The organism is Bradyrhizobium sp. USDA 4449 (genome assembly GCF_054056275.1).
Window position 1 is genome coordinate 3,375,916 of sequence record NZ_JBSRYD010000001.1, and the last position, 13,680, is coordinate 3,389,595.

Genomic DNA, 13,680 nt, shown 5'->3' on the forward strand with positions numbered 1-13,680 from the left:
ATCATGGATAAGCGTAGTCCGGAGCTCGTCGTCAAAAGCAATCGCGATGCGATGCGGAAGAAAAGCCGGCACATCGATCTATCGGATCATAATCTCACGAGCCTTCTCCTGCGGCTCGCTATTCCATCTGTTATCGGCTTGTCGATCAACGCATTGCAGCAGCTCCTTAACGCGATCTTTGTTGGCTCACTCGGCGCGCAGGCGATTGCAGCTGTCAGCATGACGATGCCGCTCATTGTCGTGCTCGCGGCCGTGGGAGAGGGGATCGGTGTGGGTACCGCCTCCTTCATATCTCGTCATCTTGGTGCTGGTAATGCGTTGGAGGCTGGCCGAGGTGCGAGTACGGCGCTCGCCCTCGCCGCTCCCATCGGTGTGATCATGACCATCGTCCTGCTTGTAACCCTACGAGGCATCTTCGTCGCGCTTGGGGCAAGTCCAACCATCCTGCCCATCGCGCTCGACTACGCCGCGATCCTCTTGCCGGGCTCTACTTTGATGCTCCTAAACATCGTCAGCGGCTTCATCGCAAGAGCTGAAGGCAACACGCGATTCAGTATGTGGACGATGCTGACGGCTTTCATATTGAACGCCTTGCTTGATCCTATTTTCATTTTCTTGCTAGGCTTGGGTGTGCGAGGCGCAGCGTTAGCGACGCTGATATCACAGATCGCCGCTATAAGCTTCTACATCGTGTATTTTACCAAGAGGCTCGGCACGGTGCTCGTCAGGATATCTCAGGTCTCGTTACGAGTAGATCGCATCAGGCAGCTCGCGCTCATTGGGGCGCCGGCGACGACGACAAGTATCTTAGCCGCTCTTGCTGGTATGTTCTTGTACGGAGCTGCTGCGCGGTTCGGTGACGATTTCGTCGCGGCGGTGGGAATAGCTGTAAGAATCTTGACAATCGGCGCGCTGCCTATCACCGGATTCTGTATCGGCTCTCAAGCTGTCCTGGGGTTCGGTTGGGGCGCGCGCGACTTTGCTCGTGTAATGAAGGTTGCGAAGTTTATGCTGTCTATCACCGTTGCGCTTTCCTTTGCGTATTCCGCAGCCGTTATCGTTTTCGCCCGGCCGTTGGTCAGGTTGTTCAGCAATAGCGATGATGTCACAGAAATTGCCGTCTTGAGCTGCATCGTCTTTCACCTGTTTTTTGGATTTTACGGTATTGAGAGTTTCGTGATGACGATGCTTCAGTCGCTGGGGAGAGCACGCCTTAGCGCGGTGGTCTCTTTCGCCAGGCAGGGGTATCTCTTCATACCAGCGGTACTTCTATTTCCTGTCATATCAGGCTTCAGTGGGGTTTTGGCCAGCCAAGCCATCGCTGAGCTGGGCGCCGGAATGATCGCTCTGTTCGTCATCTTGCGCCAGTTCGCCGAGCTCAGGCGAGGTGGACCGGCCATTCAGCCAGGAATCGAGAGGGCTCCTTGACTTGATTGGGCATCTCCGGGCAATTGATGCATTCCTCGCGGGCAGCCAGCCGTCATCCGTTCCGAGCTGGTTGCCGAAGTTGTCGCCCTCGTAGGCGGGACCGAGGGTGGCTAATTCCGCGGGACGATTGAGCATAGAGTTCACGTCGAGTGAGCCGGATCGTCGAAACATTGCTCGGTATAGGGGTTCGACTTGGGCACTGCGCCTATCACTGTCCAGGTACGGCGTCGCCTACCTGCACAATCAGAGCGCCGAGCGCCCGTTCCCAAAAGGCCGGGCTTGGTGGCCCGAAAACACGCCCCTCTTGCGGGAATGAATGCGCTGCATCGTGGACGGGTAGGATAGTCTTCTCCCGGCCGACATCTTCGGAAGACCTTGAACAGGTCAAAAGGAGCAGGCTGCGGGCTGCAATTCGAGACGTAAGAGCAGGCCGCCTTTATCGCGAGAAACCGGTCCGGGCCTGAAAGCGCCCCGGAGGCTCACGACACCGACGTTTTCTCGTCCCAAGTTGGTACAATATTTTTCCCAGTCACTTGCGCCGGCGTTACACCAACAAGTTCTTCATACAGACGAGGATCAGTCGCGCCCTCGGTGTTGATCAGGAAGACCCGAGCATTCTGTCCAAGTCCGGTCATGGACCGCGATGTCTGGTTGGAGGCAACTTTCAGCAGTCCTGCCAGACCTGCGCCGCCGCTTTCCCCAGCAACGACAGCGGGATCGCCATCCACAGGGTTTGCCAAGAGCTTCATGACGCTGATGGCGTCCTCGTCGTCGACCGTCATAAAGGCATCGGCTGCGCGCGAAAGGATGCGCCATGCGACGAGGGACGGATCGTAGCATTCAAGCATCGCCATCACTGTTGGCGCCCCATGCTCCACCTTGACGGGATGGCCAGCTCGAGCGCTTTCAAACAGGCACGCCGCTCGCGAAGGTTCGACAACGGTAAAGAATGGCCTGTTGTCAGCAGCCAGAACCCGGAAATGTCCTGCAATTGCAGCAGCGACCCCACCCACGCCGGCTTGAACGAACACGTGGGTCGGAGGCTCGGATAACTGACGCAGCGCTTCGCTCACGAGAGCGGTGTATCCCTGCATCACTATGCCGGGGATCCGCTCGTAACCCGGCCAGGACGTGTCAGATACTGTGATCCACCCCTTATCTGCGGCAACTCGGGAGGCTTCGGCGACGGAGTCATCATAGTTGCCGCTGACGCCGATCGTTCGCGCGCCAAAGCGAGCGATAGCCGCGATCCGCTCGTCGCTGACGCCCGAGTGAACGAATATGACGCACTTCGCACCAACCAGCTGGGCACCATGCGCGACTGATCTGCCGTGATTGCCATCGGTGGCGCACGATACCGTCATCCCCCGCGCTACTGCAATTACTTCGGGCAATCGGAGCTCGGACGCGTCAAGGACTCGGCCGAGCCTCCGACCTGCTTCCTCCAGCACAAGGCGGATCACGGCATAGGAACCCCCCAAACCTTTGAAGCTACCAAGCCCGAGCCGATGGCCTTCGTCCTTCAGGTGGATCGAGGCAACCCCGATCTCACGAGCAAGGCCCGGCAGCGAGACGAGCGGCGTTGCCTTGTAATCGTCTCGATGCGCAAGGAAGCGCTCTACTCCGCGCGCTCCTTCGACACTGAGCATCTCGGCATCGGAAGCTTCCAGTGGCGCGCGGTAATCGGTGTGCCGGTTGAGAAGCAACATGGTTCGACTCTCTTGCGTCTCTGCTGACGCTTTATCACAAACCTCATTTGCGAGAATAACATCCATGCATTCTGCGGCCACTTATGCAAGAGTGGATCGCTCCGGCTTCCGCTGTCGGAGAGCCTGCGCGACGCTCTATCCGCGACATCAAGCTGGGCTATTCCTGACAGTTACTACGTTCGATTCCGGTTATAGTCACCGAGCAAGGCCTCGTTGGCGGTATGATCGGGTACATCGTCCTTCCACCGGACGGAGCCAAACGGACGCTCTAGCATGCGCCGGATACGCACGGGCTCCGGTCCCACGTGAAAGGACGCAGCTTGTCGATCTAGCGCGCGTTCTGAATGCGTCGAGCGATTGCGTTGACGCAGATAATCAAGCCACGTGGGGCAATGGTAGCGTTCTGTCCACAGTTCAGGATCAGCGATATCGCGAGCGATCGACCAGCCATACGCGCCATTCCGCTTTCGGAACAGCTGCACATCTTGCATGACGTTATGAAAGGCCCGCGCATTCTCTTGTGCCACGCGGTATTCGATTTCAATCACAACCGGTCCGCTGCGATGGGTGAGCGTTAGCCGAACCTCAGGATGCGCAAGCGCTTCAGCATCCTCGCTTCGCGGGTTTATGCGAGGCATACGGAGCCAAAGCCCCAATAGTGGAGAAATTAACATCAGCACTGCTGATATCAAAAGCGCTGTGTCGACACCTGCGGCATCGGTCAAATGACCCCAGCCCCAGCTACCGACAGCAATGCCTCCTGAGCTTGCTGCTTGGTAGGCTGCAAGCGAGCGTCCTGCGACCCAGCGCGGGGCCGACAGCTGCACGCCAATGTTGAAGAGGGCCCAGGAGATCATCCACACGGCACCGGCAAGGACAAGAGCGGCCGATGTGAGAACCAGCTCGTGGCTCAACGCCACGGCGAGAAGCGCCCCACTCATGGACAGTGCGCAGGCGCGAATTGCGGCTTCACCGCTCAAGCGCTTTCGTACTTCAGGTACATATAGCGCTCCAATTACCGCGCCAAGTCCGAACGCGCTGAGAGCTATCCCATAGATCCGTGCACCACCTCCAAGGAGATCACGGGCGACCAGCGGCATTAGCGCGATGATGGCGCCTCCGATCACGCCGGTGATCATGGAACGAATCAGCACGATTTTGATCGGGGGCGAGTTAGCGATGTAGCGGAGCCCCGAAACGATGGCGCGGTTTAGTTTTTCTGGCGGAAGATATGACGGTTCGGAAATTCGCTTCCACAAGAACAGCGCAAGAAGTAAGGGTAGATATAGCAATGCATTTAGGGCAAACGAAGCGACTGCGCCGGCTGCCGCTACCACTATCCCGCCGATCGCCGGTCCCACGCTGCGCGCGATGTTATAGCTAATGCTGTTCAGCGCGACCGCAGCTGGGAGTGCTTCCGCCGGCACTTGCTCGCTAACTGAGGATTGCCAGGCAGGATCCATCAGAGCCACGCCGCTGCCGATTACAAAACACAGGATTAGCAACGAGTCTGGCGTGACCATCCCTAGCCAGGTAAGTGCCGTCAGCGCGGTCGCACCAGCTAGCGACATGCTGAGCGCGAAAAGCATCACGATCCGCCGGTCATACATATCCGCAATTGCGCCTGCGGGCATCGAAATCAGCATGACCGGTAGCAAAAATGCTGTCTGCACAAGCGCAACTTTGTCCGCCGACGTTGTCATCTGCGTCATCGCCCACGCTGCGCCGACGCTCCGGATCAGCGCGCCCAGGTTCGTAAGGAGGCTCGCAAGCCAGATACGCCGAAAGGTGAGGTGGCGGAAGGGCGCTGTGATACCTTCAGTGCTAATTGGTCGAGGCTTGAGAGGAGTCATCTAGCTTGCTGCCCTACCCCGGATGGTGCGACGAATGAGGACAAAGAGGGGCTGATGGCAAACGGGAAGTCCGCCGTCATTCGACTTGCGCTGCTTAGATGCAAGAGAGACCTCAAAATAGTCAGGTTCGCGCCAAGGGTTCCGCCTCGCACGATCCCGACCTGACGAGTAAACTTTGCTCTTGCCCTGCAAGTGCGCGCTTTCTCGACACGGCTCATTCCGTAGTCACTCCCTGCAAGATGCCACCAGCAAAGGCCAGATGCCACTCAACTGACCCAGAGGCCTTATCCTTTCGCCGCTTGTATTGATTCAAAAAGTTGATTTCCTCGTGACAGGTGCCGCCGAGCGAGCCGCGGCGGCCTTGCCCAACTGAAAGCCGATCTTCTCAGATCTGTCCAATGGCCAGCAGCGACGTGAACGCATATAGGTGAGGCCATACTCTGAAGCGCTCTGAATATTTAAATCGCGCGTAGCCGCTTAGAGCACAAAATCGAAGGAAACTTGCAGCGTTTTACTCGCACTGCGCGACGAAAAAGGGCGCTAGCGATGCGTACTGGCCAAGCCGACATCTCTCGTTGGTGAGCGTTTGCAAGACCATACGCCTATTTCGAAGGTCTCCCGATTGGAAGTAGTTTCGACTGGCGCCCGCCGTCGTTGAACAGTGGACGAGAAGCATCGGATCGTTGCTGAGAGTTATGATGGTTCCCGGTTGGTGTCGGCGACGGCGCGGCGCAACGGGTTGTCCACGAGCCAGTTGTTCACGTGGCGACGGTTGGCGCGGGAGGGTCGGCTGGGCGGGGATGCAGCGCCATTGCTTGTTCCTGTGGAGATCACTTCGACACCAACTCCGGCATCGGCCGTGGTCGCGCAGACAAGGCCATTGCGCGCGAAGGTAGGCATAATCGAGATCGAGCTTAGCGGCTGTCGGGTCCGGGGGGTCTCTACATCTTCCGCGGTCGCCGCGGTGATCTGCTCAAGATTCTTTGGCATGACGGGTTAGGCATGTCGCTGTATGCCAAACGCTTGGACCGCGGCAAGTTTATCTGGCCTGCGACGTCGGGAGATGCGGTATCGATCTCAGCGGCTCAGATGGCTTATATGCTGGAAGGGATCGACTGGAGGAATCCGCAACTAACATGGCGACCGCAGAGCGCCGGCTGAGCGAAATAAAATATGAGATCATGCGCATTTTGGGGGACCACAAAGCACTGAATTTGTGATTCTCTGGTTGCATGAACACGCCTCGCGAGCTCTTCCCGAAGACATAGCCGCTCTGAAAGAGGCGTTGGCGAGCGAACGCGCGAAGGCTCTGGATATTGCAGCGGAGCTTGCGGTCGCCCGTGCCAAGGCGTCGGAAGACAGTGCGCTGATTGCCCGCCAGAAGCTGCGGATCGCTAAGCTTGAGCGCCAGGTCCACGGGCAAAGATCAGAACGCTCGTCTCGTCTGATCGACCAGTTAGCGCTTACGTTTGAAGAGCTGGAATCCAGCGCCACCGAAGACGAGCTTGCGGCCGAGAGAGCTGTCGCCAGGACAACGACTGTGCGCGGATTTACGCGCACGCGTCCCGAACGCAATACCTTCCCTGATCATCTTCCCCGCGAGCGTGTGGTGATCGATTCGCCAACGACGTGTGAATGCTGCGGCGGCAATCGCCTGCGCCATGCTCCTCTATGAGAAGTTCGGCCAGCATCAGCCTCTGAACCGGCAGACTGAGCGTTACGCGCTGGAGGCGTGCCCGTCAGTCTGTCGACCGCAGCCGACGCTGTTGGGGCTTGCTGCACGGTATTGGAGCCGCTATCGCGCCTGTTGGAAGCCCACGTCATGGCAGCTGAACGCCTCCACGGCGACGACACCACCGTGCCCGTGTTGGCCTTGGGCAAGTGCGATGTCGCTCGATGCTGGGTCTATGTGAAGGACGACCGCCCCTTCGGCGGCTCAGATCCGCCGGCAGCAATGTTTTATTACTCGCGCGATCGAAGGGGCGAGCATCCGCAGGCGCATCTGACCAACTATAGCGGCATCCTGCAGGCCGACGCCTTCGGTGGATACACCAAACTCTACGAGCCCCAGCGAAGTCCTGGGCCTATCAGGGAAGCGGCCTGTTGGGTCCATGCCCGGCGGCCGTTCTTCGCCATGGCGGATCTTGAGGAGAACGCGCGGCGCAAAGCGGCCGGAAAGCAGGAGATCGTCATCTCGCCCGTCGCCATGGAGATCGTGCGCCGCATCGACGCTCTGTTCGAGATAGAGCGCTCCATCAACGGCCAAAGCGCCGATCACCGAAGAGCTGTTCGCCAGGCGCAGAGCGCGCCGCTGGTCGCCGATCTGGAAGCCTATATGCGCGAGCAATGCGCCAAGCTCGCCCGCGGTCACGATCTGGCCAAGGCCATGAACTACATGTTCAAGCGCTGGACCTCCTTCACCCGCTTCCTCGACGATGGCCGCGTCTGCCTCTCGAACAATGCAGCCGAAAGAGCGCTGCGCGGCATCGCATTGGGCAGACAGTCGTGGTTATTCATACCGCCCTACAAGGGCCATCTCTTCGGCAAGTCGGGGCAGCGTTGGCTCACAGTCTGCCTCTTCCTCCTGAGGAATGTGAGATGCTCCAGCGTCTGATCACGGAACTCGAACGCGTGACCAAGCAACTATCGAAGATCGACAAAGCCGTGGCGCGACAGGTTCTGGACGATCCGCGGGCTCTCAAGCTGATGACAATACCTGGCGTGAGTTCGGTCGTCGATCGGGCTTGATATCTCGAAGAGCTGGTTCAAATCCACTAGACTACAGCGGATGGAGAGATTATCCGTAACAAGCTCGCTCAGGGAAGGGTTCTCGATTCCTTCTCGTTGGTCTTGAGGCTTGCGGCGGCGCCCATCATTGGTCTCGTGAACTAATAAGGCTGGGACACAAAGCACGTCTCATGCCAGCCCGCTACGTACGAGCTTACGTGAAGACAAATAAGCACGATGCTGCTGATGCAGAGGCTTGCTGGGAAGCCGTCCAACGGCTAGGCATGCGGTTTGTCCCTGTAAAGACCGTCGAACAGCAGGGAATCTTAATGCTACATCGCACGCGAGATTTGCTTATTCGACAACGCCTTCAGCCGCTTCCCGCAGATCCGGTCTGAAGCTTCCCAAAAGAGCACGAGCGCGTTGTGTTCGACCTCATTATACATTCGACGTCGCGCCCTTCGGCTTGGGCGCGCGTCTTCCTGACATCGAAGTAGTCGCATCGCATGTTTGCGATGGAACCCGGTGATGTCGACGAACTCGTCCAATATCCGCGTCTTCTTCGCGTGATCCGAACGCCGATAGCGCGTCCTGCTGCCGCCGTCAGTTCCTTCCGCGTTGCCATGCTTAGCCACCCCATCTTCGCCCCCGCTCGCTCCCGATCCAAATGAGCAATTTACGTGAGGCAACGGCTCAGCATCCGGTAACAATTAGGGCGAGGCAATGCGGTCGGGGTCCAAATCGTCGGGCGATGGATTCTGGCGCGCCTGCGCAACCGCCGTTTCTTCTCGCTCGCCGCCCTCAACGAGGCGATCCACGCGCTGCTCGTCGATCTCAACAATCGACCGTTGCGGAGCTGGGGGCGAAGTCGGCGCGAACTGTTCGAGGAGCTCGATCGTCCGGCGCTCACGCCCTTGCCAGATGAACCGTACGAGTATGCCGAGTGGAAGCGCTGCCGGGTCAAGCTCGATTATCACGTCGAGATCGCCAAGCATTACTACAGCGTCCCTCACAACCTCGTGCATCAGGAGGTTGAGGCTCGCGTCACCCAAAAGACCGTCGAGATCTTCCTCCGCGGCAAGCGGGTGGCCTCGCATCTGCGCAGCACCTTGCCGCATCGCCCGACCACGGTTCCCGAGCATATGCCGAGCTCGCATCGCCGCTATCGCGACTGGACCCATGAGCGCATTCGTTCCGAAGCCGCCAAGGTCGGCCCCGACGCCGACACGCTGATCGACGTCATCCTGCGGTCGCGGCCGCATCCGGAACAGGGCTTCCGTTCGGCCATCGGCATTCTTAAAGGGCATGATGTTTTCAGCGCTCAAACCCGGTGGAGAGGACCGGTCGTCCGGATTAGTCTGTCCAAGCCGGGATAGGGGCGCTGGAGCACGAAACGGTGGCAGGCCGCCATGACCATGAGCTGTGAGCTCGCTTTGTTACTTGGCCGCCCCTACGACTTGCCCGGCTGCGCTGCGAGCGCGGATCCGTAGATGTCGTGCAAGCCACTGGCTCCTGAGACAAAGGAGAAGCAAGCATGCAAATCGTCGGCATGGACATCCACCGATCCTTCGCCGAAGTGGCGATCCTGGAGGACGGAACAATAATCCGACAGCTCCGCGTTGATCTCGTCCACGATCGGCTTGTCGCCTTTGCCAAGACACTCAGCCTCGAGGATGAGGTGGTCATCGAGGTAACGGGCAACAGCGCGGCGGTCGAACGTATTCTGCGCCCGCACGTTAAGCGCGTCGCGGTCGCCAATCCGAGGCTCGTTCGGGCGATCGCCTATGCGCGAGTCAAAACGGACAAGGTCGATGCTGGGACCCTGGCAAAGTTGCATGCTGCTGGCTTCTTGCCGGAGGTCTGGGTGGCTGACGAGGACACCTACAGCCGCCGGCGCAGATGGCCGAGCGCGCTGGCGTCTTGGCGCAGATCATCCGGATTAAAGGACGAATGAAGGCTATCCTGCATGCCAACCTCATCCCGCCCTACAAAGGCTATCTCTTCGGCAAGCACGGACAGCATTGGCTGGACAGTCTGCCTCTTCCATCGGAGAAGCGTGCGATGCTCCAGCGTCTTATCACGGAACTCGAACGCGTGACGAAGCAACTATCGGAAATCGACAAAGTCGTGGCCCAACAGGCTTTGGACGATCCACGGGCTCTCAAGCTGATGACGATCCCCGGCGTGAGTTCGGTCGCCGCATCGAGTGTACTGGCCTCCATCGGCGACATCGCACGCTTCCAATCACCGGATAAGCTCAGCAGCTACTTCGGTTTGACCCCTCGAGTTCGGCAATCGGGAGAGCATCCGCCAAGGCATGGTCGTATCTCGAAACAGGGCAATCGTGACGCCCGCAAGATGCTGGTTGAAGCGGCCTGGTCGGCCAAGACGGCGCCCGGGCCGCTGCGGGCCTTCTTCAATCGCATGCAAAAGAAGCATGGGGCTGGAGTCGCGGCCGTCGCCACGGCACGTAAGCTCGCAGTGATGATCTGGCACGTCCTGAGGACCGGGAAAGATTATGCTTACGCACGACCGGCGTTCACAGCGATGAAACTCCGGAAGGTGGCACTCAAGGCTGGAGCGCCTCGTGCCTATGGCAAGGCTGGCCCGGGTCGGGACTACTGGATCAAGGAACTGCGTGAGCGGGAAGCTGGCTATGTCGCACGCGTCGAGCAGGCGTACGAGCGGATGGTGGCGGCCTGGAAGGAGAAGCCAAAAAAAGTGGCCTTGAACTGACGATAGGGCTTCTCAACACCATCGGTGGTCAAGCGCTACGGCCAGGAACGCGTCGACGCCGCCTGCGCCCGTGCCCTTCTGCTCAACGCCCGTTCCTACAAATCGGTCGCCGCCATCCTCAAGAACGGCACCGACAGAACCGCTCCTCCCACCGAGGGGCGCCCATCCTCTTCCACGCCAACATCCGTGGCCGCAGCTACTACAACTGATCAGGAGATCATCGTGCTCATTCACCCCACTGTCGATCGCTTGCGCGCCCTCGGTCTCGCCGCCATGGCCGATACCCTCGTCGAACTGCAGAACAATCCCGAGGCGGCCGAGATGCCGCACGCCGAGTGGCTCGGCCTCCTCGTGGATCGCGAGGTCACCGCCCGCGACAACCGCCGCCTCACGCGCCGCTTGAGCAGTGCCAAACTCCGTCAAGCTGCCGCCATCGAGAACGTCGACTATCGCACCGCTCGCGGCCTCGACCGTTCGCTCTTCCAGAACCTCGCCACCAGCCAATGGATCCGTGAGGCCAACCACCTGGTCATTGTCGGCCCAACCGGCACCGGCAAGTCCTGGCTTGCCTGTGCGCTCGGCAACAAAGCCTGCCGCGACGGCTTCTCCGTCCTCTACAAGCGGGCATCCCGCCTGTTCGCCGATCTCGCTCAGGCGCGCGGCGAAGGCCGTCTGGCGCGCCTGATCGCCGCGCTTGAGCGTGTCAATCTCCTCATCCTCGACGACTGGGGACCTGAACCGCTCACCGCCGACCAGCGTCGTGATCTGCTTGAGATCGTCGACGATCGCTACGACAAGGGATCCTTATTGATCACAAGTCAGGTCCCCGTGTCGCAATGGCATGACGTCATTGCCGATCCCACTCTCGGTGACGCGATATTGGATCGCATCATTCACAATGCGCACCGCCTCGAGCGCAAAGGCGACAGCCTGCGCCGGCAGGCCAGCGAAAGGAAAAAGACGTGACTACCTCACGCGCGATCGTCCCGCCGGCCCACAGGCCCCTCCCGCGCGCGTCGCTCCGTCGCTCGTGGGGGCACTCCGGGTTGCGAAGCTTCAGTGTTCCAAGGAGAGACCAGATGAACGTCCACAAGAATGCGCCTTTGACGCCCAAAGGTCGAGAGGCGATGGTGCGAAGCGTGGTCGAGGGTGGGTTGAGCCAGGCCGGCGCGGCTGACCTTTTCAACACGACGCCGAAGACGGTCGCCAAATGGGTCAAGCGCTTCCGCGAGAACGGTGTGGCTGGCTTGCTCGACCGCTCGTCTCGACCTCATTCATCGCCGAGCCAAACCCTGCCGGCCACGTGCACCGCCATCGAGGCCTTGCGCCGGCAGCGCCACACCGGCCAGCAAATCGCAATCGAGGTCAAGGTGTCGCCAGCCACGGTCAGCCGAGTGCTTCGTCGTTTGGGCTTGAACCGGATCCGCGATCTTGAACCGGCCGAGCCGGAGCGCCGTTATGAGCGTGAGTCTCCAGGCGAGATCATTCACATCGACATCAAAAAGCTCGGGCGTTTCGAGCGGGTTGGTCATCGCATCACCGGCGATTCAAGTGGTCCAAACAGGAGCCGAGGCGTCGGCTGGGAGTTCGTCCACGTCTGCATTGACGACCATTCTCGCGTCGCTTTCTCGGAGATCAAACCGGACGAGACGGTGGACAGCGCGGTGTCTTTTCTCAAGGCGGCTGTGGCTTATTATGGAGGCCTTGGGGTCACCGTCACGCGCGTCATGACCGACAATGGCGGTTGCTACCGATCTCACGCCTTCGGCGAGGCGTGCCGCGACCTGGGCATCAAGCACATCCGCACCAAACCCTACACGCCGAGAACGAATGGCAAGGCAGAGCGCTTCATCCAAACCGCACTACGGGAATGGGCTTATGCCAAAGCCTATCCAACCTCCAATCGCCGCGCCCAAGAGCTGCCGATCTGGCTGCATCGATACAACTGGCACCGGCCTCATGGTGGTATAAAGTCACAAACCCCGATCAGCCGCCTCGGTCTGACTGAGGACAACCTCTTGAGGCTCCACAGTTAGGGGCACTCCCAACCTTGGTAGGTCCACGCCACTGGATGAGTGCTAGTATGTGGCCGATATCGGACCAATTGCAATCCGCGTCTACCGGAATGATACCTAACTCGTGGTCATTCACTCCAATTCGCCAATAGCAACGCCATGTACTCACGAAGAAAGCGACACTGGAGGGCTCCTAAATTGGTCAGGTCGCCCCCTATTCTGTTGTTGCCGGGACAGAGCGCGACGTTAGCTCGCGTCATGCTTTGACAGCATCCCGCAATCGGCCAAAATACGACAACAGCGTGCTCGTATCGTGCCCGAGAGCAACGCGGGTTGGATCACCGGAACTACTTTCTCCCCATTTGGAGCTGAGCCAAGGCCGATGAAGTGCTCTCGGCACGTACTCGAAACGGAGACATTCTAGCAGTCATGTACGACTCGTGCCTCTGCGGAGCCGAATACGACTCAGGGGGCCAAAGAGATGACAAGCGTCTACTTGATGAGGATTGCATCAGCTTTACGTCCGACTCACACAGCCGCCGCTAACGGGAGAATAGAAACTATGGTCAGACGCGAGACCGAACGTTTGATTCTTACTTCACCCGGCCCCGAACACGAGGCTGAGCTGTTTCAGCTGCACAACGACCGACTGGTCCAGGAGTTTGTTTTCGACAACGTTCCGCAAACCACTCAAGATGTGCGCCAGTGGCTCGACTGGTTTTTAGTCCAATGGCGGAAGAACGGTTTCGGCGACTGGATGGTCTATGAAAAGACCATCGCTAACCCCATTTTTATTGGCCGCTGTGGTCTGCGCGATTATCAGGGGACCAATGATCTAGAAATCGCGACTTCGTTTTCCGAACGCGGGAGAGGACGAGGCTTGGCTCTTGAGGCAATGCGTTTTACGGTCACACATGCCTTGAGAAACTCGATCGCGGACAATGTCGTTGGCCTCGTTAAGCACGGGAATACGCGGTCAGAACGTGCGGCCAAGAAGCTAGGGCTATGCTATGTCCACGACTGTTGGCGATATGGCAAGTTCTGGCAGTACTACAAAATGACTCGCGAGGCATACTGCTCAGCTGCAGAACAGATCGCCTAATCAGCACAGATGGCGTCAGTTTGAAAATAATATTCGATGCGAGGGTGATAAGATCCGATTGGTGTTATTGCTCGCCAATCGGGGACTCCACAGGACTGAGATCTGGAAGG

The 13,680-nt window shown here is 59.0% G+C and carries 10 protein-coding genes and 4 pseudogenes; 11 read left to right on the forward strand and 3 right to left on the reverse strand.

What is annotated here, in order from left to right; translation table 11 throughout:
- Positions 1-3 precede the first annotated feature (3 nt).
- Entirely contained in the window at positions 4-1,428 is a 1,425-nt protein-coding gene (locus tag ACVIIW_RS15900; RefSeq protein ID WP_456701603.1) for an MATE family efflux transporter, read from the forward strand.
- A gap of 479 nt (positions 1,429-1,907) precedes the next feature.
- Here the strand turns inward: ACVIIW_RS15900 and ACVIIW_RS15905 are convergent, their stop codons facing one another.
- Together ACVIIW_RS15905 and ACVIIW_RS15910 are read right to left on the reverse strand one after the other, a co-directional pair.
- Positions 1,908-3,137 (reverse strand): diaminopropionate ammonia-lyase, encoded by a 1,230-nt coding sequence (locus tag ACVIIW_RS15905; RefSeq protein ID WP_456701604.1) that lies wholly within the window; start codon positions 3,135-3,137, stop codon positions 1,908-1,910.
- 173 nt (positions 3,138-3,310) lie between these two features.
- Positions 3,311-4,990, reverse strand: coding sequence for an MFS transporter (locus ACVIIW_RS15910; RefSeq protein WP_456701605.1), 1,680 nt, complete (start codon positions 4,988-4,990; stop codon positions 3,311-3,313).
- Positions 4,991-5,702: 712 nt separating this feature from the next.
- On the opposite strand from ACVIIW_RS15910, the gene ACVIIW_RS15915 reads away from it, so the two are divergent.
- The 5 genes and pseudogenes from ACVIIW_RS15915 to ACVIIW_RS15935 form a co-directional block, all read left to right on the forward strand.
- Positions 5,703-5,990 (forward strand): transposase, encoded by a 288-nt coding sequence (locus ACVIIW_RS15915; protein ID WP_456705167.1) that lies wholly within the window; start codon positions 5,703-5,705, stop codon positions 5,988-5,990.
- Complete coding sequence (gene tnpB / locus ACVIIW_RS15920; RefSeq protein WP_456705168.1) at positions 5,936-6,151, forward strand: IS66 family insertion sequence element accessory protein TnpB; 216 nt, start codon at positions 5,936-5,938, stop codon at positions 6,149-6,151. The genes ACVIIW_RS15915 and tnpB overlap by 55 nt, the downstream gene beginning before the upstream one ends.
- Positions 6,152-6,218: 67 nt before the next feature.
- A pseudogene (tnpC, locus tag ACVIIW_RS15925) lies at positions 6,219-7,523 on the forward strand (IS66 family transposase); the annotation flags it as partial.
- Between the two features lie 65 nt (positions 7,524-7,588).
- Positions 7,589-7,738 carry a hypothetical protein gene (locus ACVIIW_RS15930; RefSeq protein ID WP_456701606.1) on the forward strand — a complete coding sequence of 50 codons (150 nt, stop codon included), beginning with the start codon at positions 7,589-7,591 and terminating at the stop codon, positions 7,736-7,738.
- Positions 7,739-7,830: 92 nt separating this feature from the next.
- Positions 7,831-8,091: pseudogene (locus ACVIIW_RS15935) on the forward strand (IS110 family transposase); the annotation flags it as partial.
- Here ACVIIW_RS15935 and ACVIIW_RS15940 read toward each other — a convergent pair.
- Positions 8,080-8,357: pseudogene (locus tag ACVIIW_RS15940) on the reverse strand (ISNCY family transposase); the annotation flags it as partial. The pseudogenes ACVIIW_RS15935 and ACVIIW_RS15940 overlap by 12 nt on opposite strands.
- A 274-nt stretch (positions 8,358-8,631) precedes the next feature.
- Here ACVIIW_RS15940 and ACVIIW_RS15945 point away from each other — a divergent pair.
- The 5 genes and pseudogenes from ACVIIW_RS15945 (at position 8,632) to ACVIIW_RS15965 (ending at position 13,570) form a co-directional block, all read left to right on the forward strand.
- Complete coding sequence (locus tag ACVIIW_RS15945) at positions 8,632-9,093, forward strand: Mu transposase domain-containing protein (protein WP_456701607.1); 462 nt, start codon at positions 8,632-8,634, stop codon at positions 9,091-9,093.
- 173 nt (positions 9,094-9,266) lie between these two features.
- A pseudogene (locus ACVIIW_RS15950) lies at positions 9,267-10,453 on the forward strand (IS110 family RNA-guided transposase).
- Positions 10,454-10,675: 222 nt separating this feature from the next.
- Positions 10,676-11,419: an IS21-like element helper ATPase IstB gene (gene istB / locus ACVIIW_RS15955; RefSeq protein WP_456705169.1), complete on the forward strand. Its 744-nt coding sequence runs from the start codon at positions 10,676-10,678 to the stop codon at positions 11,417-11,419.
- Positions 11,420-11,532: 113 nt separating this feature from the next.
- Positions 11,533-12,489, forward strand: a complete 957-nt coding sequence (locus ACVIIW_RS15960) for an IS481 family transposase (protein WP_456701608.1) — start codon at positions 11,533-11,535, stop codon at positions 12,487-12,489.
- A gap of 541 nt (positions 12,490-13,030) precedes the next feature.
- Entirely contained in the window at positions 13,031-13,570 is a 540-nt protein-coding gene (locus ACVIIW_RS15965) for a GNAT family N-acetyltransferase (RefSeq protein ID WP_456701609.1), read from the forward strand.
- The last annotated feature ends 110 nt before the right edge of the window (positions 13,571-13,680 follow it).

Excerpts from the sequence above, each read along its gene's own strand:
- ACVIIW_RS15960 (WP_456701608.1), top strand. The coding sequence starts at position 11,533 with ATGAACGTCCACAAGAATGCGCCTTTGACGCCCAAAGGTCGAGAGGCG.
- ACVIIW_RS15900 (WP_456701603.1), top strand. The coding sequence starts at position 4 with ATGGATAAGCGTAGTCCGGAGCTCGTCGTCAAAAGCAATCGCGATGCG.
- ACVIIW_RS15905 (WP_456701604.1), bottom strand. The coding sequence starts at position 3,137 with ATGTTGCTTCTCAACCGGCACACCGATTACCGCGCGCCACTGGAAGCT.
- ACVIIW_RS15965 (WP_456701609.1), top strand. The coding sequence starts at position 13,031 with ATGGTCAGACGCGAGACCGAACGTTTGATTCTTACTTCACCCGGCCCC.
- ACVIIW_RS15910 (WP_456701605.1), bottom strand. The coding sequence starts at position 4,990 with ATGACTCCTCTCAAGCCTCGACCAATTAGCACTGAAGGTATCACAGCG.
- ACVIIW_RS15930 (WP_456701606.1), top strand. The coding sequence starts at position 7,589 with ATGCTCCAGCGTCTGATCACGGAACTCGAACGCGTGACCAAGCAACTA.